Here is a 23878-nt window from a genome sequence, read left to right on the forward strand (position 1 = left end):
TAATCAATGAATTATCTGCAATATTATCCAGTGGATGTGGTGAATGGTGAAGGTACTCGCTGTACACTTTTCGTCGCAGGATGCACGCATCAATGTCGGGGCTGTTATAACCAAAAGAGTTGGTCATTTGATTCTGGTGTTTTTTTTGATCAAGCTATGGAAGAGCAAATTATCCGTGATCTAAAAGATACAAGGATTCGTCGCCAAGGATTATCTTTATCTGGTGGTGATCCATTGCATCCACGAAATGTTAATAGATTGTTGCCTTTGGTGAAACGGATTAAAACGGAATGTCCAGATAAGGATATTTGGTGTTGGACCGGTTATCAACTTGCAGAGTTAGATCAGCAACAACGCGAGATGTTGGCTTATATTGACGTCTTAATTGATGGTAAATTTATTCAAGAACAAGCCGATCCTACCTTGGTTTGGCGAGGATCGGCGAATCAAGTTATTTATCGATTTTCCCTATAAAGAAGGTTTTTCAGATGGTTTTAGTGATTTATCACGATATCACTGCTAGCTTTTTCAGCATTATGACAAGAGAGATGTGATATTAATCACATCTTTAAATAAATTTTTAACACTCTTATTTTTCTTTTGTTAAAATCTCGCGGTTTTAAATAAGATTTTTGAGGTGAAAATTATGGTGTGGTTCCTCTTATCAGTAGCTTTCTTAATTGCGGGCTACTTCATTTATGGTTCTATTGTAGAAAAAGTCTTTAAAATCAATCCAAAACGTGATACACCAGCCCATTTAATGAATGATGGTGTGGATTACGTTCCTATGTCTAAAGGAAAAATTTGGTTAATTCAGTTATTAAATATCGCTGGAACTGGACCGATTTTTGGACCAATTTTAGGGGCTTTATATGGGCCAGTTGCAATGCTATGGATCGTGTATTAGGTTGTGTGTTTGCTGGTGCAGTACACGATTATTTTAGTGGTATGTTAAGTGTACGTAATGGCGGTGCTTCAGTGCCTAATTTAACAGGTAAATATTTAGGTGCACCAGTTAAACATTTTATGAATGCTTTAGCATTAGTGCTGTTGGTGCTTGTTGGGGTAGTATTCGTAATTTCTCCAGCCGGATTACTAACCAACTTAACAATGGATAATCTTGGCGAATCAATGAATCTTGATCGTGGTCATACCCTTGTTGTCTGGACAACTGTGATTTTTTTGTACTACATCATTGCTACTTTAATACCAATTGACAAAATTATTGGACGTGTTTATCCATTATTTGGTGCATTATTACTCTTTATGTCATTCGGTATGTTTTTCGCATTATTATTTGAAGATAAAGCGTTATTCCATAGTGTTGGTGAGATGAGTTTCTCTAAATTTTTTGAAAACTTACACCCTACTGGATTACCAATTTGGCCATTAATTTTCGTAACCATTGCTTGTGGTGCAGTATCTGGTTTCCATGCTACCCAATCTCCATTAATGGCGCGTTGTATGGAAAATGAAAAAGAAGGTCGTTTTGTATTCTATGGTGCAATGATTGGTGAAGGTATTATTGCGTTAATCTGGTGTATGGTTGGTTTAACTTTCTATAACAGCCCAGCAGAAATGAACGAAGCAATTAACATGGGTACACCATCAAAAGTGGTTTATGATTCAGCAACTCAAATGTTAGGTTACTTTGGTGGTATCTTAGCTGTGCTTGGTGTGGTGGTATTACCAATTACTTCTGGGGATACTTCATTCCGTGCAGCACGTTTAATCATTGCAGAATTCTTTAAAATTGATCAAAAGAATTTAGTAAAACGTTTAATGATTGCGGTGCCTTTATTCGTAGTTGGTTTTATCATTACTAAACTTGATTTCCAAGTATTATGGCGTTACTTCGGTTGGGCAAACCAAACCACAGCAATGGTAATGTTATGGACTGCTGCTGCATATCTCTATCGTTATCATAAGTTCCACTGGATTTGTACTATCCCAGCAATCTTTATGACTATGGTATCAGCAACATTCTTAGCCTATGCGAAGATTGGTTTTGGTTTAGCTTATGATACAGCTGTATGGGTAGGTGTTGGTTTAACTGCATTAGCAACAGTTTGTTTCTTCACAATGTTGAAACCAATTGCTGATGGTGACCCAGACTCAGAAACTAACCCAGCTTAATTATTGATTTTAAAACAGTGATTATGCACAATAGCCGTCTATTTTTAGCCGGCTATTTTTTTATCTTATGATTACTGTAATTTATGTTCATCTTCTTGCCGCTTGGGCAAGTTTAATCTTATTTATGATTCGTGGCGGTTTACAATGGCAGGGTAAGTCATGGCGTCAATATAAATTATTGCGGATTTTACCTCATATTGCTGATACCGCTTTATTAGTGAGTGGCTTAACTTTTCTATTAGTGTTTAATTTTAGTTTAGTTGATTGGCTGCTTATTAAGATCGCTGCATTAGTGTTATATATCATTTTTGCTGCCAAAGTATTCAAACGTGAGCATCCACAAAATAAATTACTGCCATTAGCATTCATCTGTTTTATTGCTGCAATGTGGTTAGGTTATTCAAACTCGTTTTAGTGATTTAGGCTTAATTTATGTTTTTTGATACCCATACACATCTTGATTACTTAGCGAACGATTTACAGCAATCGTTACATCAAATTGTAGAGGCAGCGACAGCCCAAAAAGTGCTCAAAATGCTGGTGGTGGGGATTGATCGGCAAAGCTTAGTCAAACTGCCTCAATGGGTATCTACTGAATCTAATCTTTATTATGGCTTAGGATTACATCCTTTATTTATTGCTCAACATACAGAACAGGATTTATTTCTATTAGAGCAATGTTTAGCTGAACGCAAAGCGAATTGTATTGCGGTTGCCGAAATTGGTTTAGATCGTTATCCGCCAGAAATTACCACAGCGGAATTATGGCAAAAACAATGCGATTTTTTGGAGGCACAATTAGCATTAGCCAAGCGTTATCAACTACCAGTAAGTTTGCACTCTCGTCGCGCGCATGATCAATTATTTCCTTTTTTAAAAAGGTATGATGTAGCCAAAAAAGGCGTAATTCACGGCTTTTCTGGTAGTTATCAACAGGCAAAACGTTTTGTTGATTTAGGCTATAAAATTGGGGTTGGTGGTACAATTACCTATTCAAGAGCGAATAAAACACGCCAAACAATCGCTCAATTACCATTAACTGCATTAGTATTAGAAACAGATAGTCCGGATATGCCTGTATCTGGTTGGCAAGGGCAGCCTAATCATCCAGCACGCTTGCCTTTAATTGCACAAGCGTTAGCAGAATTGCGTTCTGAATGTTACGAAACTTTAGTAGAACAAATTTGGCAAAATAGCCATCAACTTTTTGCCTTAACAGAAGCAGTTTAATCTTATTGGTTAAATTGTTATTTCATCTTTAACCCATTACAATAAAACGTTTGTTTTTATCAACAAGGGATCAACTATGTCAGCTATTGTCCAAGATGAAAATTGGAAATCGACTTCTTCTATTCAAAACTTATTAAAGCGTGCCAAAATTATTGCCTCTATTCGACAATTCTTTGCTGATCGAGGCTTGCTTGAAGTAGAAACGCCGATTTTAAGTGCTTTTTCGGTAACAGACGTACATTTATCGACATTCCAAACTGAATTTACCCCACCATTTGACGCCAATCCGCAAACGTTGCATTTAATTACTAGCCCTGAATATCATATGAAGCGTTTATTGGCGGAAGGAAGTGGTCCTATTTTTCAAATTAGCAAAGTATTTCGTAATGAAGAAGCGGGTAAACGACATAACCCAGAATTTACGATGTTGGAGTGGTATCGTCCCTTTTTTGATATGTATCGGTTAATCAATGAAGTTGATGATTTATTGCAACAAATTTTAGATTGCCCACCGACAGAATCTCTAAGTTATCAATTTGTGTTTCAAGAGTATGTTGGTTTAGATCCTCTTTCAGCAACCAAAGTAGAATTAGTTGAAAAAGCGAAAAAACAAGGATTAGTCAATGCAGATATGGAAGGACGAGATACCTTATTACAATATCTGTTTAGCGAAATTGTAGAAAAGAATATTGGTCAGGATCATCCAGTAGCGGTATATCATTTCCCAGCGGCACAAGCGGCATTAGCACAAATTAGCTCAGAAGATCACCGTGTGGCAGAACGTTTTGAGTTCTATTATAAGGGCTTAGAACTTGCGAACGGCTTTCATGAATTAACAGATGCAAATGAACAATTACATCGTTTTGAACAAGATAATTTATTACGTGAAAAATTACATTTACCACTACAACAGATGGATTCTCGTTTTTTAGCGGCTTTAAAATCGGGGATTCCTTCTTGTTCAGGCGTGGCGTTAGGTGTTGATCGATTATTAATGATTGCACTATCAACCGATAATATTGAAGATGTGATTTCATTTTCAATTAACAATGCATAATGGGGAGAGGAAATGCGTAAATTAATTTATTTATGTTGTATGTTGCTTGGATTAAGTGCCTGTTCATCAAAAACAATCTCTCCGTTATATAGTGCAACGCCGATTGTGAATATTGAATCAGAATTAGTGCCTACATTGGAAGTAACAGCATCAGCAAATCAATTACTGCTAAAAAATGCGAGTAATCAAAGCATACAAACCGTTTATTTATTAACTTGGTATGATAAAAAGGGTGTAACGCAACGAGCTGATTGGCAGCAACAAGAGGTTTGGCAGAAATTAATTTTAGCGGCGAAACAACAAGCGAAAATTACGTTACAAAAAACAACAGCGGAAAGTACCAATTATCGAGTTTACTTTAAAGCAAATTAGAGGCTAGGAAGCTATATGGCTAAATTGATTGTTGATTTACAAGGGAAAGAATTAGAACAAGAAGAAGTTGAGATTTTAAACCATCCTTTAATTGCTGGTGTGATCTTATTTACTCGAAATTTTGAGGATATTCCGCAGCTACAAGCTTTAATTAAAAATATTCGCCAAAAGGTAAAACGCCCTTTATTAATTACGGTTGATCAAGAAGGCGGGCGGGTGCAGCGTTTTCGCCAAGGATTTACCCAATTACCTGCGATGCAAGCTTTTGCACCCATATTGCCAGCAGAGGAACAACAATATTGGGCAAAAGAGAGTGCTTGGTTGATGGCAGCAGAAATGATTGCAATGGATATTGACCTTAGTTTTGCGCCAGTGTTAGATGTGGGGCATCAATGTAAAGCGATTGATGATCGTAGTTTTCATCAAGATTGGCAACAATTATTGCCTTTAGCTGAAGCATTTTGTGATGGTATGTTGCAAGCAGGTATGGCAACCACAGGTAAACATTTTCCTGGACATGGTGCAGTCATTGCTGATTCGCATTTAGAAACGCCAAAAGATGAACGTCCAGTTGAACAGATTTTTTGCCAAGATATTCAGCCTTTCCAACAATTAATTAGTAAAAATAAGTTAAAAGCCATTATGCCAGCTCATGTGATTTATACACAGGCAGATGATCAACCAGCAAGTGGTTCAGCTTATTGGTTAAAGAGTGTGTTACGGAAACAGCTTGGTTTTACTGGCTTAATCTTTTCTGACGATTTAGGGATGAAAGGCGCAGGATTTATGGGGAGTTTTGTACAACGAAGTGAACAAGCATTAGCTGCGGGGTGCGATATTTTATTACTCTGTAATGAACGTGCAGGCGTTATTGAAGTATTAGATGGTTTAACTTACCAACCAACCCAGCAAGAACAAGCGGCTTATTTACAGTTAGCGAAGCAGCAACGTTTTTCACTTTCTGAGTTGCAAGCGACTTCTCGTTGGGTAACGGCACATCAGCGTCTAAGTGCTTTACAGCAACAATGGTTAGAAATGAAAGAGAAGGCACAAGCATAATGAATTGCCCGCATTTCGCACAAAAAGATTGCCGCTCTTGTATCTGGATTGAGCAAGATTACTCACAACAAATTGCCCAAAAGCAGCAGCATTTACAACAAACACTAACTGATTTTATTGACACTAAGACCATTTGTTTACCTGCCCAAGTTTCAGCCCCAGTGGCAATGCGGAATCGAGCAAAAATGGTAGTGAGTGGAGCCGTAGAGCGACCAATATTTGGTATATTGACCGATCCATTCGTGATGGAAAGTGCGGTTGATTTAACAGATTGTTTGTTATATCCCACTGAATTTCAAACTATTTTTCAACAGCTAAAAGATTTTGTTGGACGGGCGGGATTAGTGCCTTATCACATTGCAAAACGTAAGGGCGAGTTAAAATATATCTTGCTCACACAGAGCCAGTGGAGCAAAAAATTTATGTTGCGATTTGTGCTAAGAAGTGAGAACAAATTGGAGTTAATTCGGCGTGAATTACCAGCATTGTTGCAAAATTTACCACAAATTAGTGTGGTAACCGCCAATATTCAACCGCAGCCAGCAGCGATTCTTGAAGGCGAGCAGGAAGTTTATTTGACAGATGAACAGATGTTAGAAGAACAATTTAATCAGATTTCTCTGTTTATTCGTCCACAAGGTTTTTTCCAAACTAATCCACAGGTAGCTGCAGCGTTATATCGCACGGCACAACAGTGGACAGCAGCGCTTTCTATCCAAAAGATCTGGGATCTTTTTTGTGGTGTAGGCGGATTTGGTTTGCATTGTGCAGTGGCTCGCCGAGCAGTTGAACCTAATGTATCTTTAGTAGGAATTGAAATTTCAGCTTCTGCTATTCAAGCGGCTAAGCGAGCAGCAGATAAATTAGGACTAACTAAGATTCATTTTCAGGATTTAGATGCCAGTCAATATCAGGCACAACAAGGCGAACAGCCTGATTTAGTCATTGTGAATCCGCCAAGACGAGGCATAGGTAAACAATTAGCAAGTTATTTAAATGGGTTACAACCGAAATTTATGCTTTATTCAAGTTGTAATGTTGAGAGTATGCAACGTGATTTAGCACATCTCTCAAATTATCGGTTAAGCAAATTACAATTATTCGATATGTTCCCACATACCATGCATTATGAGGTATTGGGATTATTAGAATTAATCTAACTCAGCCACAGGAGGCAAACATGAAAAAGATAGAAGCCATTATTAAGCCATTTAAATTAGATGATGTACGTGAAGCATTATCTGATATTGGTATTACTGGAATGACAGTGAGTGAAGTTAAAGGATTTGGGCGTCAAAAAGGACACACAGAGCTTTATCGTGGTGCGGAATATATGGTGGATTTCCTGCCAAAAGTAAAATTAGAAATTGTAGTGGTTGATGATCAAGTAGAACAATGTATTGAAGCGATTATGAATACCGCACAATCAGGCAAGATCGGTGATGGTAAGATTTTTGTTTATGATGTAGAGAGGGTTATTCGTATTCGTACTGGTGAAGAAAACGAGGACGCAATTTAGTGGGCATTATTTATATTGTGATTGCATTGGTGGCAGGGGTTGGCTTAGCGTCACAAGCTGCCATCAATAGTCAATTAAGTAAGGTGGTTGCAGGGCAACCTTTAATTGCAGCATTAATTTCATTTGCAACAGGAACATTAGCACTTTTTGTTGTTTGTTTGGTAAAAACGAATTTATGGGAAGGCTTACAAAATCTTGCCGGGCAACCCTTTTGGAAGTTTATTGGTGGTCCATTAGGGGCGTTAGTGGTATTTACGACGATTTTTCTTGCGCCGAAAGTTGGGATCACCAATATGTTATTTTTTATCATTATTGGCCAATTAGTGGCGGCAATGTTAATTGACCATTTTGGTTTGATTTATATGCCAGTAAGAGAAATTACGCTATGGAAATTAGGGGGAATGTTGATTGTTATGGCAGGATTAGTTCTCTTTTTCTTTGGCGATAAATGGTTTGGATTAAAAGGATAAAATCATTATGACTCAACTTAAAGTAGGTTTAGTTTCAATTTCGGATCGTGCTTCACAAGGGATTTATCAAGACAAAGGTTTACCATCGCTTCAAGAGTGGTTAAGCCAAGCGTTAATTGACCCGTTTACAGTCGAAACTCGCTTAATTCCAGATGAGCAACCATTAATTGAACAAACCTTAAAAGAATTAGTAGATGAGTGTGGCTGTCATTTAGTGCTAACCACTGGAGGTACTGGCCCTGCAAAACGAGATGTAACACCAGATGCGACATTAGCGGTGGCAGATCGAGAAATGCCAGGATTTGGGGAACAAATGCGACAAATTAGTTTGCAATTTGTACCAACTGCGATTTTATCGCGTCAAGTCGGCGTAATTCGTAAAGAGAGTTTAATTCTTAATTTACCAGGACAACCAAAAGCAATTAAAGAAACCTTAGAAGGGTTAAAAGATGAAAATGGTAAGGTTATGGTGAAAGGTATTTTCGCTGCTGTCCCTTATTGTTTAGAGTTATTAAGCGGTATCTATATTGATACCCATAAATCAGTGGTAGATAGTTTTCGTCCGAAGAAAAAATAACTCACGCTATCAACGGATATTTAGCGAATAAGATCCATATATTTTTCTTCCTCTCTATGCCAGATATTAATGCGATATCTGGTATTTATTATAGTTAGACTTTGTTAGTTATAATAAAAAATATTGGGTACTTAGTAGTACCCAATATTTAAACTATTTATTTTGTTAATAAATCAAACGCTTCCTGATATTTAGCAACAGTCTGCTCAATAATCTCTTGTGGTACTCTTGGTGCAGGCGGTTGTTTATTCCAACCACTGTTTTCCAACCAGTTACGAATAAATTGTTTATCAAAAGAAGGTGGGTTTATGCCTTCTTGATAAGTATCAACTGACCAGAAACGGCTAGAATCTGGAGTTAATACCTCATCCATTAAGGTTAATGTACCATCTTCATCTAAACCAAATTCAAATTTGGTATCACAAATAATAATGCCTTTGCTTAAAGCATATTCCGCCGCAGTAGTATAAAGTTCAATAGCTTTTGTTTTTACTTGAGCGGCTAATTCTTTGCCAATTAATTTTTCACATTCCGCATAGCTAATATTAATATCATGATTACCAATTTCTTCTTTACTTGATGGGGTGAAGATTGGTTCAGGTAATTTGCTTGCGTCAACTAAGCCTTTTGGTAATTCGATACCACAAACAGAGCCTGTTTGTTGATAATCTTTTAAACCGCTACCAGTTAAATAGCCACGCACAATAGATTCAATTTTAATTGGAGTAAGGCGTTTACAAACCACAGCTCGTTTTTCAATCGCTTTTGCTTCTGCTTCTGGTAATACATCATAAACGGTATCGCCAGTGAAATGATTTGGCATAATATGAGCGAGTTTTTTGAACCAGAAATTAGAAATTTGCGTTAAAATTTCGCCTTTTCTTGGAATAGGATCATCAAGAATAACATCAAATGCAGAAAGGCGATCAGACGCAACCATCAACATTCTTTTGTCATCAATTTCATAAAGATCACGAACTTTCCCAGAATAAATTTTTTTTAGGCTAATAGTTTGCATAACAAGATACCTGTACTTAAAAGAAAACCGTTGCGAATTATACGCCTATTCTTGTTAAGTTTCACGCAAACGATTGCTTATTTTTGTGATTATTCAATCCCGATTAGCTTATGTGTTTGTAAACTGAGTTGCCATTTGATTGTCGAGGTTGCATTCAGCTGCCCGAGTTTACGAATTGTATCCAATAAATTGAATTCGCCTTGTTGTTCACACGGGGAAAGATAATAGTGTGTTGCCTTAATTTTTTGTGCAATTTGTTGGCAAAAATCAATAATGTCATCGCCATCGTTCACAATCCTGACTTCATCAGCAGAGCTGATACAAGATTGTTGATATTTATGCTGATATAGTCGTTTAGGACTGGTGGCAATATAGTCGATTTCTGCGGGAACTGGTTTTAAGCCATTGGTTTCAATCGCTAGAAAATAGCCTTGTTGCTTAAAATAAGCCAATAATTTCCCTAACTGTGGCTGAATAGTAGGTTCTCCGCCTGTGATAATAATATTTTTACTCTTAAAAACAGCAACCTGATCAGCAATTTGCTGTAAGGTCATGGTGTCAAACTGTTGATAATCAGTATCACACCAAGGGCAGGCTAAATTACATTTACCAAAGCGAACGAAAATCGCAGGCATACCTGTATTGAACCCTTCGCCTTGCAAACTTTCAAAAATTTCAACAATTCGATAGCGCGTTTGCATTAGTCCTGCCTATATTCTGCAAATGAAGTTGGCGTTTCCCAAAGACGGATACTATCAATGGTAAATGGCAGATGCGCTTGTAATCGCTGAAAAATAAAGTGAGCTAGGTTTTCAGCGGTTGTCCGATACGGTAAAGCAAAAGTTTTAGAATGTAGTTCATTCAGTAATGCTGCAATTTTTTGCTCACGTTCACTGGTTTGATCATAAATAAAAGCATGATCCATTGGTTGTAAAATATGTTGATTTACGGCTTGTTTTAAATCAGCAAAATCCAAGACCATACCTTTTTTGGCGCCATCTGTTTGAGTTTCACCTACTACAATGACTTGTAATTTATAAGTATGCCCATGCAAATTTTGACATTTGCCATCATGCCCATCTAATAGATGAGCCATATCAAAACTAAATTCTTTTGCAACTTTAAACATCAGACTGTCCTTTGCTTGCAAGGTATTCGTTCAATCCTTTTTCACGCAAAAGACAGCTAGGGCAATGATGACAGCCACCTTCGACACCTTCATAACAAGTATGCGTATGTTGCAGAACATAATCTAACTTGCCGAGTTGGTCAGCTAATGCCCAAGTTTCTTTTTTTGTGAGCCACATTAATGGTGTGATTAAATTAAATTGGTAATCCATCGCTAAATTGAGCGTCACGTTCATTGATTTAATGAAGATGTCGCGACAATCAGGATAACCGCTAAAATCTGTTTCACAGACGCCAGTAATGATGTCACTAATGCCTTGGCTTTTAGCATAGATAGCAGCATACAATAAGAATAATGCATTACGTCCATCCACAAACGTATTCGGTAATTCACCTTGTTTTTGTGAAATAGTTTGTTCTGCATCTAATAGTGCATTGTGGGTAATTGCTGTAATAACAGAAGTATCAATAATTGTCTGTTTTACACCGAGGTCATTGGCAATCCAACGTGCTTTTTCCAATTCAATATGGTGACGTTGTCCATATTGGAAAGTAATAGTTTCCACATTGTCTTTGCCATAAGTTTGTAGAGCTTGTAATAAACAAGTAGTAGAATCTTGACCGCCAGAAAAAATGACGACCGCTTTTTTGTTTTGCATAATGTGTTCCTAGTTTTTTAACGTGGGAGGTTTGCGAACCACGACAATCAAAGGACGTCATTCTAGCGAATTTTGTTGGAAACTCAATTAATTTTCTTGTTTTAAATCTTGAATTAGGATTTTTGAACGCCGTTGGTAATTATATTTTTCTCTTTTTTCAGTTGGTAAATCTTCAACATTAGCAATCTTGAAGCCACGTTCTTGGAACCAATGTACTGTACGCGTGGTAAGTACAAATAGTTTTTCAATGCCTAATGCAATTGCGCGTTTTTGGATATGAGAGAGTAAAATATCACCACGAGCAGAATTACGATAATCAGGGTGAACTGCTACGCAAGCCATTTCCGCCATTTTTTCATCGAAATAGGGGTTTAATGCAGCACACGCAATCATCACACCATCACGATCAATCACAGTATAGTGATTAATTTCCATCTCTAACTGTTCACGAGAACGTTTAACGAGAATGCCTTGTTGTTCAAGCGGTTGAATTAAAGCCAATAAGTTTGGAATATCTTTAATGGTGGCGATCCGCACAATTTCAGAGCTTTCTAATGATACTTGCGTGCCAATCCCATCTCGTGAGAATAATTCTTGCAATAAAGCGCCATCTTCTAAATAACTTAATAAGTGAGCGCGTTTTACGCCATTACGGCAAGCTTCTAAGGCAGTTTGTAAGAATCGTGCTTCTGAACTATGGTAAAGGTTATTAGCAATAAATTGTTGTAGATGGTGTTCGGCAGCAAGTAGCGTGAGATCTGGTATAACGTGTTGATTTTCATCAAGAATACCTTGCTGTTCACAAAAGCCAATCACTTTTTCTGCTTTAACTTTAATTGCAATTTGTGCGGCTAGTTCTTCAAAAGCGAGATTAAAATTCTCGCCAGTAACAGATACGCCAATAGGCCCAATCACCACAATCGCATTTTGTTCTAATTGCTGTTTGATGCCCTCGCTATCAATTTTACGTACTTTGCCACTTAATTGATAATCGACTCCCTCATCAACGCCAATTGGTTGAGCGATGACAAAGTTACCGCTTACCACATTAGGTACACCACTATGGGTAATATTATTCATCCGTAACGAGAGGCGAGCAGTAATATCAAGCTGTAAACTTCCTACAACTTGTTTGACGATTTTTAACGTTTCTGCATCGGTAACACGAATATTTTTGTGATAGCGTTCTTCAATTTGTGCAAGGTGTAAAGCATCATTGATCTGTTTTCTTGCGCCAAATACGATCACCAATTTGATACCTAGACTGTGCAACAAGCTAATATCATCAATAATATTAATAAAATTAGGGCTGGCGGTGGTATAACCATCTAACATAATGACAAAGGTTTTCCCTCTGTGCGCAGTAACATAGGGGGTAGATTGACGAAACCATTGTACGAGTTCAGTGCTGCGGATCATAAAACTTCCTATTATTATTTTTGAATAATTATGTAATAAAAATGATTTTATATGCAAAAAATGGCGATTTGCAAGGTAATTCTATGATTTAATCAAAAAAGACAGCAGTAAAATTTTACACATGGCAATGAGTTACATAGAATAACGTCACTTAACTTAATAATGAAGAAAAATATGTCAGAACAACAACCTTTTACCCACTTTCCGACAGTAAGAGAAATGTATCCATTAGGGCAGGAAAAACGTTTGTTAAAACAGATCCGCCATGTATTACGTTATTTTGGACGGCGTTTAGCCAGCTATCAAGCAGGGAATCAATTTATTCAATTTTTGAATGCACATTCAGTTTGGTTACCTGTATTCCAAGAACATAAACATCGCTTCCATACGATCTTATTTCATTACTGTGATAAACGTTTTTCACCAGTGCAACGTACGCTACAACTACAAAATACGTTTATGATGATAGAAAAATTGTTAGGTGAGGAACGCTGTCAGCAATTAGTGACAACAGGCACGATTCAACTAGCAGAATTGGGTAATGGCTTACGTTTACATCTTAATATTAATCAAATTGATCCTTATGAGGGATTATTTTCTATTAATATTAAAGATGATACGGAACAGCGTTATTATGATGCTTCTTTTGCGATTATCGAAGGAAATCGCCTATTAATTGCCAGTATGCAAGGACCTAAAGGTGAAAATGCGGCAGAAATTGTGAAACGTTTGACCAAACAACTACATGGTATGCGACCAATGTTTATGTTAGTAGAGTGTTTTAAATGGTTAGCCCAACATTGGCAACTGCAATTAGTCGGTATTCCACACCGTTATCAAACAAAGATTCGGTTGCACGGCAGTAAAAAAATTTATATGAATTATGATGAGTTTTGGCAAGAAAATGGCGCGACTTATCAGAATGATTATTGGTTATTACCACTACAAGTTGAACAGCGCTCGTTAGAAGAAATTCAAAGTAAAAAACGGTCGATGTATCGAAAACGTTATGAGCTATTTGCTCAAATTGAAGCAGGAATTCAAGCACACTGTTAAGTGTTTCAAAAATATAAATTATTTGTTAATAAATTCAATTTCTTATGCCTTAAAAGTGTGATGTAAGGCAGAGTAGTAACTCTCTTTTTTACTATAATCAATTCAGGTGATTATTAGGCAAAAAGAGGAAGTTTTTATGTCTGATTCTATTTATACATCGCCAAAAAATTCACCAAGCACCCGATTGTGGAAGTGATGAAAACAGAGTTAGATCTGTTATTCCTCAAAGGAATGTTGCCAAAGTTTGGTAAAAATCTACAAAATATTTTATTAGGATTAATAATGCTTATCTTCATTATGTCAATGTTGATGAGTAATATACTTCCCATTCCCTCAACAATGATGATGATTGCCACTGCTAATTCATTATTGGTTTTATTCTATTCGCATAAGTTTAATGCGTTAGAATTACGTTTAGGCGGCATCGTGATTGGTTTATTAGGCCCAGCATTGAGAATTATTTGGGTATTCTTGTTAATGGTATTTTTTGATGTGAAAGACTAAAAGTATTAGTATGTGGTCTTTTGAAATTTTTACTAGTTTTTATATAATGCCGAACGATTATTAATAAATAAGTAGTTTTATAAATAAGAATTTATTGGATGAGGAAATATATTATGAAAAAAAGTTACTTTAAAAAAAGTTTTGTGAGTTTATTAGTTGGCTCAACAATCTCTATGGGGGGGGGTATAGCGTTTGCTGAGAATATAACTCAGGATAATATTTCAAATGCAGATATTGGTAATGAGGGAGATACTGTCATTATTAATAAATATGTTGAGATCTCTAGTGGTTCTCATAGTATCCGAGGTAATGAAGTTACTATCGGGGAGGCTAATGATGGAACTAAAAATAGTATTAATGCATCAGCAGGAGCAATTCTTAATATTGATGCAAATATAATTAATGTTTCTGCTCCACCCGATTCAAGTTCACCAGACAATAGTGCTTCTATTCGAGCAGATGGAAATTCATCAATATCAGTAGGAAAAGAGAGTGAGTCAAGTTCAACGACTATTAAAGGACAAACCAAAGTTACTAATGCAAATACACAAGTACAGATTAGAGGGAATACAATTACGCTTGGTAGTCAAGATCGTAGAGGCCGAGTAGTTATTGTTGGTACTTCAGGGACAACAAGTGATAATGCTAATTTGACAGGAGGTAATCTCAATATTGGTGATCAAAATACATCACAAGTGACTATATATGGTAGTGTCCAAGCTGGAGATGATCAATCTAATATTACAATTAAAGGAAAACATATTCGTATTGATAAGAATCAGGAGGTGAATAGTGGTATCAGTGCAACATCTGGTGCTCATATAAGTATTATAGGTGGGAATAATACAGATGATACTGTTGTTATTAATACACAGATTGGAGCAACTAACTTAGGGGGAAGAAGTGGAACACGCCCAAGTAATATTAGTGTTACAGGTTATTCAATTAATGTGGCTAATTCAATCCTTGGGCAAGGAGATGGTAAAATATCAATTGGCGATACAAGTACTAAAACTGTTACGGTTACAGCAGCTCGAGCCTTAACATCAACAGACACAAGCTCTATTAGTTTAGGTGGTGAAACTGTTGCTGTAAATGGTGCAATTACTAATAGAAGTAGTGGAAATATTAATATTGGTAGTGAAAATACCCGCAATTCTGCAGTTACTGGCGCAATTACATCTACTGCTGGAACAGTTACTATTACGGGGACTGAAAGTTCAACTGTAGATGGGAATATTCGAGCGTCTAACGGGGCAGATGTTACTTTAGGTAAAGAGGGCGTTGGTACAGCAACATTAAATGGAACAATTTCAGCAACAGGTACAGATTCAGACACCGCAACAGTTTCTGTTTTGGGTAAGAATGCAAGCGTTACGAATGATATTACTGCTAATTCACATGGTTTAGTAAAAGTGATTGGTTCTACTGGAGATGGCGGTAGCGCTCATATCTCAGGTTCAGTTACTGCAACGGGTACAGCAGCTCAAGTACAAGTAAATGGTAAGGAAGTAACAGTTGGTGCTGATAGTAAAACAATTGAGGCAACAAATGGCGGTACTGTAACTATTGGTAGTACCGAAGATAAAAATGCACAAGCGACTATTAATTCAACCATTACTGCAACAGGTGCAGGTAGCACAGTAGCAGTACACGCGACAGATCTTATCTCAGTGACGAAAGATATTACGGCTAGTGCTAGTGGTGCTGTCACATTAGGGGACAATGAAACAAAAGATACCAATATTACAGGTAATACCACAGCCAATGGTGGTGGCTCAACGGTTACGATTAAAGGTCAAAATATCAATAAAAATGTAACAGCAGGCAATATTACGGCTACGGATAGTGGTGCAGTGACAGTTGCTAATACTAATCCAACAGATGCTGGTGTAACTAAAGTAGGTGATATTAAAGCAGATAAATCTGGTACTGTAAATGTTAATAGTGGTAGTGAAAAAGGTGCGGTAACTACAGGTAATATTACGGCAGGTAACGGTACAGCTGATAGCACAGGTGATGGTACAGGTGGCACGGTAAATGTAGGGAATAGTGCAACAACGACGACTACTGTTGATGGTACGATTAAAGCAGATGATCAAGATGCAGCTGTTACCGTAAAAGGTGCAACAATCTCAACCACAGGCGATGTTCAAGCAGCAAATAAAGGGGCAGTTACACTGGGTGATGTTACAACAACTACTGCATCAGTTAATGGCGCTGCAACAGCCAATGGTGAGGGTTCAACGGTTGAGATTAAAGGTACAGAAAGTGCGAGTGCAGGTAGCGCAGCAGCAACAGAGAAAGGTGCAGTATCGGTTGGTTCTGACACGACAAAAAGCGCAAGCGTAACTGGTGCAGCAACTGCTACTGGTGAAAATTCAACGGTTACGGTTAAAGGTACAGAAAGTGCGAGTGCAGGTAGCGCAGCAGCAACAGAGAAAGGTGCAGTATCGGTTGGTTCTGATACGACAAAAAGCGCAAGCGTAACTGGTGCAGCAACAGCCAATGGTGAGGGTTCAACGGTTGCGATTAAAGGTACAGAAAGTGTAACAGCGGACAGTGCAGCAGCAACAGATAAAGGTGTGATATCGGTTGGTTCTGATACGACAAAAAGCGCAAGCGTAACTGGTGCAGCAACAGCCAATGGTGAGGGTTCAACGGTTGCGATTAAAGGTACAGAAACTGCAAGTGCAGGTAGCGCATCGGCAACAGAGAAAGGTACAGTATCGGTTGGTGCTGACACGACAAAAAGCGCAAGCGTAACTGGCGCAGCAACTGCTGATGGCGATGGCTCAACAGTTGCGATTAAAGGTACAGAAAGTGCAACAGCGGACAGTGCAGCAGCAACAGATAAAGGTGCTGTAACAGTTGGTAGTGATACGACAAAAAATGCAAGCGTAACTGGTGCAGCAACTGCAACTGGTGAAAATTCAACGGTTACGGTTAAAGGTACAGAAAGTGCGAGTGCAGGTAGCGCAGCAGCAACAGATAAAGGTGCAGTAACAGTTGGCTCTGACACGACAAAAAGCGCAAGCGTAACTGGCGCAGCAACTGCTGATGGCGATGGCTCAACAGTTGCGATTAAAGGTACAGAAAGTGCAACAGCGGACAGTGCAGCAGCAACAGATAAAGGTGCTGTAACAGTTGGTTCTGATAGCACTAAAACAGCGACAGTTTCAGGTGCAGTAACCGCAGAAAGTAGTGGTACAGTGAGTGTAACTGCTTCAACTACCGATCCAGAGGGCAAAGCAGTAGCAGAAAGTGGCGTATCCGCAACGGGTGAAAATTCAGCAGTAACCGTTACAGGTAAAACCGCAGAAGCGGGTACAGCAGGTGATGCAGGTAAAATCACGGCATCAGATCAAGGGACCGTTGCGATTGGTGGTGCAAATACTACAACAGCAACAGCAAAAGGTGCTATTGAAGCAACTGGTGATAATTCAAGTGTTACTGTAGCGGGCACAGGCACATCAACGGCTGAACAAGATGTAAAAGCAAGTAATGGTGGTGATGTTACGGTTGGCGGAGATAACACTACAACAGCATCAGTAACAGGCGGTGTTTCTGCTGATGGTGATGGTTCAACGGTTGCGATTAAAGGTACAGAAACTGCGAGTGCAGGTAGTGCATCGGCAACAGAGAAAGGTGCAGTAGCAGTTGGCTCTGATAGTACAAAAACAGCGACAGTTTCAGGTGCCGTTACCGCAAATACAGGTGGTAAAGTTAGTGTAACTGCTACTACAAATGATGGGGGTAAAGCTAGTGTAACTGGATCCGTTTCTGCAACAGGTGAAGATTCAGCAGTAACTGTTACAGGTAAAACCGCAGAAGCGGGTGCAGCAGGTGATGCAGGTAAAGTCACTGCATCAGATAAAGGTGCTGTTACGATTGGAGGTACAGATACCACAACAGCAACAGCGAAAGGTGCTATTGAAGCAACTCAAGGTGGTAAAGTCAGCGTAACTGCTTCAACTACCGATCCAGAGGGCAAAGCAGTAGCAGAAAGTGGCGTATCTGCAACGGGTGAAAATTCAGCAGTAACTGTTACCGGTAAAACCGCAGAAGCGGGTGCAGCAGGTGATGCAGGTAAAATCACTGCATCAGATAAAGGGACTGTTGCGATTGGCAGTACAGATACCACAACAGCAACAGCGAAAGGTGCTATTGAAGCAACTCAAGGTGGTAAAGTCAGTGTAACTGCTTCAACTACCGATCCAGAGAGCAAAGCAGTAGCAGAAAGTGGCGTATCCGCAACAGGTGAAGATTCAGCAGTAACTGTTACAGGTAAAACCGCAGAAGCGGGTGCAGCAGGTGATGAAGGTAAAATCACTGCATCAGATAAAGGTGCTGTTACGATTGGGGGAGCGAATACTACAACTGCAACAGCGAAAGGTGCTATCGAAGCGACTGGTGATGGCTCAAGTGTTACTGTAGCAGGTACAGGTACAGCAACGGCTGAACAAGATGTAAAAGCAAGTAATAGAGGTGATATTACGATTGGCAGTGATAACACTAAAACAGCGACAGTTTCAGGTGCAGTAACAGCAGAAAGTGGTGGTACAGTGAGTGTAACTGCTACTACAGATGATGAGGGCAAATCTAGTGTAACTGGATCAATTTCTGCATCAGGTAAAGATTCAGAAGTTACTGTTAATGCAAAAGATATTACGGTAGGAGATAGTAACCAAAGTATGGTTACAGCACAGAATGGTGGTACCGTAAAAATTGGTAGTGCAGAAGAAGGTAGCAAGAATGCAACAGCAACTATTAATTCATCAATTACAGCTTCAGGAGAAGATGGTAATAAGGCAACCGTTGAAGTACATGGATCAAATTCTGTAACGGTGGCGAAAGCAATTACAGCAAATGCTCATAGTGATGTGATTATTGGTGATAATGATACTGATACCACAGTTATTGCAGAGGTTACGGCTGATGGTAAAGATGCTACTGTTAATGTGAAAGGGGAGAGCATTTCAACCACTGGGGATATACAAGCTGAAAATCAAGGGCAAGTAGCTATCGGCGATAAGACAGCAACAAATAATGTAACTGTAGCGGGTAATACGACAGCTGAAAGTGGGGCTTCAGTGCAAATTACTACAACACCGACTGGTACAACTAAAGTAACGGGAACTGATGGTCTAAAAGCGGATGGCGAAAAATCTACAGTTACAGTTGATACAGGAACAGCTGCTATTACAGGAGATATTACTTCTGATAATCAAGGTGTAGTTACAGTGACAGCACACCAGTCTGATAGTGGCGATACGCCAGCAGTATCAGCGAAGAATATTACTTCTAATAATCAAGGTAAAACTACAGTAACGGCTGAACAAGGTACAGTTCAAACAGAAGGATCAATTTCTTCTGATAATGGCGGTGCAACCTCTGTTACAGCAAAAACAGTTAAACCAGGTGGTGATATTACTGCAAATAATGGTGGTAGTACGGTTGTGAAGCAAACAGAAGGTGCTTTAGATCTAACTGAATCGCCAGCAAAATCTCTATTAGCACAGAATGGCGGTAAGGTAGAAGTTAGTACAGCAGATAAACTAACGACAGGTTCTGTAACGGCTGAAGGTAAGAAAGGTGAGCAAGTATCACAAGTTACTTTAACTGGAAATCCTGTTGCTACTGAAGGCAAACTACAAGCATCAGATGGTGGGCAAATTAGTGTCAAAGGAAATACACAAGTGGATATTGGCAAGGATGTTGTAGCAGATGGTAGTGGTAGCCAAGTTGAAGTTAAAGCTGATACGATTACTACAGCTGAAGATGCAGCATTAATTGCACAAAATAATGGTCAAATTACGCTTGATGGTAAAAATATTACTACTAATGGTGAGATTAAAGCGAGTAATCAAGGGGAGATTACTATCACTGGTGAAACAGTGACAACTAACAAACCAATTACTGCTGAAGAGAGTGGTGTTGTTACAATTAATGCGACAACGAAAGCTATCATTGACTCTATTAAACAAGCTGAAAATAGTACTGTAAAAATTAATAGTCCTAATGCAGAGCTAGTAAATTTTGAAGGAAATGGGGCAACACTTGATGTTTCTAATCCAGGTTCAGTATTAAAAATTACCAATCCAGGTACTGGTAAAAATATTTATAAGGTGAACTTGTCTGTTGATCCACAACAAAATAGCTATCTTCATTTTGTTAATTCGCCGGTCGAAGGGCAAACTCTACAATTAGCAGATAAAGAGAAATATGAGCAATTTGTGCTTGACTTAAAAGATCAAGCGAAATTGGCTAATGGAATTAGCCGTGTACCATTTGCAGGAGTAATTAATCCAACAGATGCAGAAGTCTTTAAGACTAATTCAAATCCAATTGGTTCAGGTTTTGATGTATTAGATGTTTTCCTTGGACATGATAAAGTCGCTAATGCAACTGACAATGATAAATTGTTCTTAAATCAAGCTGGTATTAATGCAGGTGATTTCTATTATGCAACTATCCAATCTATTGGTATCAATGATAATGCACTGCATAATTTGAATGACATCGCATTTGGTGGCTTTATGTTAGCAACGGATATGATTGGTTCTGCTCGTTCAGGTCGTTTTGGACAATTTGGATTAGATAGTAATCAAGTTGCACAAGATGGCGTGTGGGCTCGCTATGGTCATATTGGTTATGATAAGCAAGGCGTAAAATTACAAGCTAACCAAACTGAAATTGGCTATGATCGCTTACATGGAGCAAATCGAACAGGGGTTTCTATTGAATATACACGTTCAAATGGAGACATTACCCATGGGGATATTGCTGTGGATAAGGTAGTTACTAAATTGTATAATACTACTCGCTTTGGTAATGGTGGTTACGCTAATGTTGTTGGAGCAATTGGTAGAGTTAATACTGATGCAAACGTATTAGATGAAACGACAACGACAAAAATGCGTAATGATTATGTTGCTGTTAGTGCGGAATATGGTATGCAATTTAACCTTGGTAATGGTTGGTATGCCATTCCACAGGCGCAATTACAATATACCTTAGTACAAGGCGATTACCTAACTATGTATGATGCTAATGTCAATGTGAAGAAAGCAGATAGTGTACAAGGTAGAACAGGCTTATTAGTAGGGCAAACACTCTCTTATAATGATAAGAAAGTGAATTTCTATGGCTCAGTAGATATTTATCGTGAGTTTGCTGGCACTCAAAAAGTGGAAGTAGATTCCTTTGCTAAATATAACTGGGAAGTAGAAAATAAAGGAACTTGGTATCGTACAGGAGTTGGTGCTTCAATGCAGTTTATCTCTGGATCTTCCTTATACCTAGATATATCTCGTACTTTCGGTGATGCAGGGCGTCAATCTAACGAGGTAAATGCTGGAGTTAAAATTAGCTTTTAATTTTTAGTTTATCATTAATAATGACTTGCACCTCAAAATTGGATTCATTATCTAATATAAAGAGGTGCTGTCATCTATAGCTTGCCTCCCTCTGCTATTTTCAAAGCAGTGCTACGCTCAAGAAAGTGACTAGCTTACAATCTTTCCCATTCTATTATGCCCCTATCCTTGAGAGTGAAAACTATTTTATTTGATAAATGGATCAATAAAGAAAGATCTAATTATTCCAATTATATTGGCGAGATATATACAGGCATTACGAATAGTTTTTAACAGAATGTCTATTGAATAGAGTGGCACAAAAGAACAGATAGAGTTATTATCAAACACAGGCAATTTAACAAAAAATCAAGCTCGAGCGATAGAATAAGCAATAATACATAATAGAAGACTAGCTGGTTTTAAAGGAGAAAATATCATTAATAGTATAAGCCCTAAAAGAAAAATTTATAATGATGCCGTTTCTTGGGGCGAGAATTGGATTCGTAAAAATGATCCTATAGTAGCATCTAAGTTAGGGATTCGTAAATGTAAAAATAAATAGAGTTAGAGGCAAATCATTAAGTATTATTTAAAAAATGCAACTATTAATGGAAAACAACTAGAAGGATTAATAAATGTCAAAAGAAATAGATTTACAATTTATAAAAAAAAGCAGACCAAAACTAAAATCTGGGGATATTTTTTATTATAGAATCAATAATAAATATTATTTTGGATTGGTTTTACTGACCCAATTAGATAAAAGAATAGAGGATAATACAGCCATAACGGTTGCTTTGCCTCATTATTGCACGGATGAAATAACAGAATTTTCTATTAATGATTTTGTATATAAACTAGAAAGTCTAGATTTAATGGCGCCACCAATAACTATTAATAAAAGAGCATGGTGGAAAGGGTTTTTCGTAAAATTTACAGGTATTGATTATATTACTATCATTGAAAATTTAAGATTTGTATATGCTGGAAAAGTATACAATAGTCAATTTGAACTATGTAATGATGTCCCTACTCCTAAATTATTGGGAAGTGTGGGGGCATATGGGTATGAAGGAGTGGAATATTTAATTCAAGTTGGGCTGGGGTTATCCGTTGATATCAATGAAGCGCCATATAAATATTATACGAGCTTTTTCTATGAAAAATATTTAAAAAGTAAAGAGATTCCTTATTGGTATTATAACTCTATAACAGGCAGACCAAAACTAAAATCTGGGGATATTTTTTATTATAGAGTCAATAATAAATATTATTTTGGATTAATTTTGCTGACTCAATTAGATAGAAGAATAGAGGATAATATAGTCATAACGGTTGCTTTGCCTCATTATTGCACAGATGAAATAACAGAGTTTTCTATTAATGATTTTATATATAAATTAGAAAGTCTGGATTTAATAGCGCCACCAATAAACACGAATAAACGAGCATGGTGGAAAGAGCTTTTCGTGAAATTTACAAGTATTGATTATATTAGTGAGAATATACTTGAAAATTTAAGATTTGAATGTGCTGGAAAAGTATACAATAGTAAATTTGAACCATGTAATGATATACCTATCCCTAAATTATTTGGAACAGCAGGGATATATGAATATGACAGAGTGGAATATTTAATTGAAGTTGGACTAGGATTATCCGTTGATATCAGTGCACCATATAAATATTATATGGATCCTGATTATGAAAAATATTTAAAAGGTAAAGAAATTCCTTATTGGTATTATAACTCTATAACAGGTATACCAAAACTAAAATCTGGGGATATTTTTTATTATAGAATCAATAATAAATATTATTTTGGATTGGTTGTACTGACTCAATTAGATAAAAGAATAGAGGATAATGTAGTCATAACGGTTATCTTACCTCATTATTGTACAGATGAAATAACAGAGTTTTCTATTAATGATTTTATATATAAATTAGAAAGTCTGGATTTAATAGCGCCACCAACAAACGTGAATAAAAGAGTATGGTGGACAGAGTTTTTCGTGAAGTTTACAAGTATTGATTATATTAATAAAAATATACTTGAAAATTTAAGATTTGAATATGCTGGAAAAGCATACAATAGTGAATTTGAACCATGTAATGATATACCTATTCCTAAATTATTTGGAAAGGCAGGGATATATGAATATGACAGAGTGGTATATTTAATTCAAGTTGGACTGGGATTATCACTTGATATCAATGAAGTACCGTATGAATATTCCTATGGAATATTCTGATTATATTTAAAAGGTAAAGATATTTCTTATTGATATTATAACTCTATAAAATAGACTG

The 23878-nt window shown here is 37.5% G+C and carries 19 protein-coding genes, 1 pseudogene and 1 riboswitch; of the genes and pseudogenes, 15 read left to right on the forward strand and 5 right to left on the reverse strand.

Annotated features, from left to right (window positions below; all coding sequences use genetic code 11):
• Positions 1–6 precede the first annotated feature (6 nt).
• The 11 genes and pseudogenes from nrdG (at position 7) to mog (ending at position 8420) form a co-directional block, all read left to right on the forward strand.
• Positions 7–474, forward strand: a complete 468-nt coding sequence (gene nrdG, locus QV06_RS03715; protein ID WP_065237004.1) for an anaerobic ribonucleoside-triphosphate reductase-activating protein — start codon at positions 7–9, stop codon at positions 472–474.
• Positions 475–646: 172 nt separating this feature from the next.
• Positions 647–2136 (forward strand): annotated as a pseudogene (locus QV06_RS03720) (carbon starvation CstA family protein).
• Between the two features lie 67 nt (positions 2137–2203).
• The gene (locus tag QV06_RS03725; protein ID WP_065237005.1) at positions 2204–2551 is read left to right on the forward strand and encodes a SirB2 family protein; all 348 of its coding nucleotides are present in this window, start codon (positions 2204–2206) and stop codon (positions 2549–2551) included.
• 17 nt (positions 2552–2568) lie between these two features.
• A complete protein-coding gene (locus tag QV06_RS03730) occupies positions 2569–3366 on the forward strand; it encodes a TatD family hydrolase (protein ID WP_065237006.1) in 798 nt (265 codons plus the stop codon).
• Between the two features lie 76 nt (positions 3367–3442).
• Positions 3443–4423 carry an elongation factor P--(R)-beta-lysine ligase gene (epmA, locus tag QV06_RS03735; RefSeq protein WP_065237007.1) on the forward strand — a complete coding sequence of 327 codons (981 nt, stop codon included), beginning with the start codon at positions 3443–3445 and terminating at the stop codon, positions 4421–4423.
• Positions 4424–4435: 12 nt separating this feature from the next.
• Entirely contained in the window at positions 4436–4795 is a 360-nt protein-coding gene (locus tag QV06_RS03740; RefSeq protein WP_065237008.1) for a DUF1425 domain-containing protein, read from the forward strand.
• 15 nt (positions 4796–4810) lie between these two features.
• Positions 4811–5854, forward strand: coding sequence for a beta-N-acetylhexosaminidase (gene nagZ / locus QV06_RS03745; protein ID WP_065237009.1), 1044 nt, complete (start codon positions 4811–4813; stop codon positions 5852–5854).
• The gene (gene rlmC, locus QV06_RS03750) at positions 5854–7014 is read left to right on the forward strand and encodes a 23S rRNA (uracil(747)-C(5))-methyltransferase RlmC (RefSeq protein WP_082985033.1); all 1161 of its coding nucleotides are present in this window, start codon (positions 5854–5856) and stop codon (positions 7012–7014) included. The genes nagZ and rlmC overlap by 1 nt, the downstream gene beginning before the upstream one ends.
• A 20-nt stretch (positions 7015–7034) precedes the next feature.
• Positions 7035–7373, forward strand: a complete 339-nt coding sequence (gene glnB / locus QV06_RS03755) for a nitrogen regulatory protein P-II (protein ID WP_065235260.1) — start codon at positions 7035–7037, stop codon at positions 7371–7373.
• On the forward strand, positions 7373–7843 hold the full coding sequence (locus QV06_RS03760; protein ID WP_065235259.1) for a DMT family transporter: 471 nt from the start codon (positions 7373–7375) through the stop codon (positions 7841–7843). The genes glnB and QV06_RS03760 overlap by 1 nt, the downstream gene beginning before the upstream one ends.
• Positions 7844–7847: 4 nt before the next feature.
• Complete coding sequence (gene mog, locus QV06_RS03765; RefSeq protein ID WP_156540645.1) at positions 7848–8420, forward strand: molybdopterin adenylyltransferase; 573 nt, start codon at positions 7848–7850, stop codon at positions 8418–8420.
• 157 nt (positions 8421–8577) lie between these two features.
• On the opposite strand, the gene QV06_RS03770 is transcribed toward mog, so the two are convergent.
• From QV06_RS03770 to argA, 5 genes are all read right to left on the reverse strand, one after another.
• Complete coding sequence (locus QV06_RS03770; RefSeq protein ID WP_065237010.1) at positions 8578–9438, reverse strand: phosphoribosylaminoimidazolesuccinocarboxamide synthase; 861 nt, start codon at positions 9436–9438, stop codon at positions 8578–8580.
• Positions 9439–9527: 89 nt separating this feature from the next.
• Positions 9528–10139, reverse strand: a complete 612-nt coding sequence (locus QV06_RS03775) for a 7-carboxy-7-deazaguanine synthase QueE (protein WP_065237011.1) — start codon at positions 10137–10139, stop codon at positions 9528–9530.
• Positions 10139–10567: a 6-carboxytetrahydropterin synthase QueD gene (gene queD, locus QV06_RS03780; RefSeq protein ID WP_065237012.1), complete on the reverse strand. Its 429-nt coding sequence runs from the start codon at positions 10565–10567 to the stop codon at positions 10139–10141. The genes QV06_RS03775 and queD overlap by 1 nt, the downstream gene beginning before the upstream one ends.
• Complete coding sequence (gene queC / locus QV06_RS03785) at positions 10560–11225, reverse strand: 7-cyano-7-deazaguanine synthase QueC (RefSeq protein WP_065234602.1); 666 nt, start codon at positions 11223–11225, stop codon at positions 10560–10562. Before queC ends, queD begins: the two co-directional genes overlap by 8 nt.
• Positions 11226–11228: 3 nt before the next feature.
• Positions 11229–11273, reverse strand: a riboswitch (PreQ1 riboswitch).
• A gap of 39 nt (positions 11274–11312) precedes the next feature.
• Entirely contained in the window at positions 11313–12641 is a 1329-nt protein-coding gene (gene argA, locus QV06_RS03790; RefSeq protein ID WP_065237044.1) for an amino-acid N-acetyltransferase, read from the reverse strand.
• Between the two features lie 177 nt (positions 12642–12818).
• On the opposite strand from argA, the gene QV06_RS03795 reads away from it, so the two are divergent.
• The 4 genes from QV06_RS03795 (at position 12819) to QV06_RS03810 (ending at position 23820) form a co-directional block, all read left to right on the forward strand.
• Positions 12819–13700, forward strand: a complete 882-nt coding sequence (locus QV06_RS03795; protein ID WP_065237013.1) for a VirK/YbjX family protein — start codon at positions 12819–12821, stop codon at positions 13698–13700.
• Between the two features lie 195 nt (positions 13701–13895).
• Complete coding sequence (locus QV06_RS03800; protein WP_065237014.1) at positions 13896–14204, forward strand: hypothetical protein; 309 nt, start codon at positions 13896–13898, stop codon at positions 14202–14204.
• A gap of 113 nt (positions 14205–14317) precedes the next feature.
• Positions 14318–21583, forward strand: coding sequence for a hypothetical protein (locus QV06_RS03805; protein WP_065237015.1), 7266 nt, complete (start codon positions 14318–14320; stop codon positions 21581–21583).
• A gap of 617 nt (positions 21584–22200) precedes the next feature.
• On the forward strand, positions 22201–23820 hold the full coding sequence (locus QV06_RS03810; RefSeq protein WP_065237016.1) for a hypothetical protein: 1620 nt from the start codon (positions 22201–22203) through the stop codon (positions 23818–23820).
• The last annotated feature ends 58 nt before the right edge of the window (positions 23821–23878 follow it).

It is taken from the genome of Gallibacterium genomosp. 3 (genome assembly GCF_001678475.1).
GTDB classification, from domain to species: domain Bacteria; phylum Pseudomonadota; class Gammaproteobacteria; order Enterobacterales; family Pasteurellaceae; genus Gallibacterium; species Gallibacterium faecale.

What these genes read in the sequence shown, in the direction of transcription:
- nrdG (WP_065237004.1), top strand. Translation starts at nt 7, where the DNA reads ATGAATTATCTGCAATATTATCCAGTGGATGTGGTGAATGGTGAAGGT.
- QV06_RS03725 (WP_065237005.1), top strand. Translation starts at nt 2,204, where the DNA reads ATGATTACTGTAATTTATGTTCATCTTCTTGCCGCTTGGGCAAGTTTA.
- QV06_RS03730 (WP_065237006.1), top strand. Translation starts at nt 2,569, where the DNA reads ATGTTTTTTGATACCCATACACATCTTGATTACTTAGCGAACGATTTA.
- epmA (WP_065237007.1), top strand. Translation starts at nt 3,443, where the DNA reads ATGTCAGCTATTGTCCAAGATGAAAATTGGAAATCGACTTCTTCTATT.
- QV06_RS03740 (WP_065237008.1), top strand. Translation starts at nt 4,436, where the DNA reads ATGCGTAAATTAATTTATTTATGTTGTATGTTGCTTGGATTAAGTGCC.
- nagZ (WP_065237009.1), top strand. Translation starts at nt 4,811, where the DNA reads ATGGCTAAATTGATTGTTGATTTACAAGGGAAAGAATTAGAACAAGAA.
- rlmC (WP_082985033.1), top strand. Translation starts at nt 5,854, where the DNA reads ATGAATTGCCCGCATTTCGCACAAAAAGATTGCCGCTCTTGTATCTGG.
- glnB (WP_065235260.1), top strand. Translation starts at nt 7,035, where the DNA reads ATGAAAAAGATAGAAGCCATTATTAAGCCATTTAAATTAGATGATGTA.
- QV06_RS03770 (WP_065237010.1), bottom strand. Translation starts at nt 9,438, where the DNA reads ATGCAAACTATTAGCCTAAAAAAAATTTATTCTGGGAAAGTTCGTGAT.
- QV06_RS03775 (WP_065237011.1), bottom strand. Translation starts at nt 10,139, where the DNA reads ATGCAAACGCGCTATCGAATTGTTGAAATTTTTGAAAGTTTGCAAGGC.
- queD (WP_065237012.1), bottom strand. Translation starts at nt 10,567, where the DNA reads ATGTTTAAAGTTGCAAAAGAATTTAGTTTTGATATGGCTCATCTATTA.
- queC (WP_065234602.1), bottom strand. Translation starts at nt 11,225, where the DNA reads ATGCAAAACAAAAAAGCGGTCGTCATTTTTTCTGGCGGTCAAGATTCT.
- QV06_RS03795 (WP_065237013.1), top strand. Translation starts at nt 12,819, where the DNA reads ATGTCAGAACAACAACCTTTTACCCACTTTCCGACAGTAAGAGAAATG.
- QV06_RS03800 (WP_065237014.1), top strand. Translation starts at nt 13,896, where the DNA reads ATGAAAACAGAGTTAGATCTGTTATTCCTCAAAGGAATGTTGCCAAAG.
- QV06_RS03805 (WP_065237015.1), top strand. Translation starts at nt 14,318, where the DNA reads ATGAAAAAAAGTTACTTTAAAAAAAGTTTTGTGAGTTTATTAGTTGGC.
- QV06_RS03810 (WP_065237016.1), top strand. Translation starts at nt 22,201, where the DNA reads ATGTCAAAAGAAATAGATTTACAATTTATAAAAAAAAGCAGACCAAAA.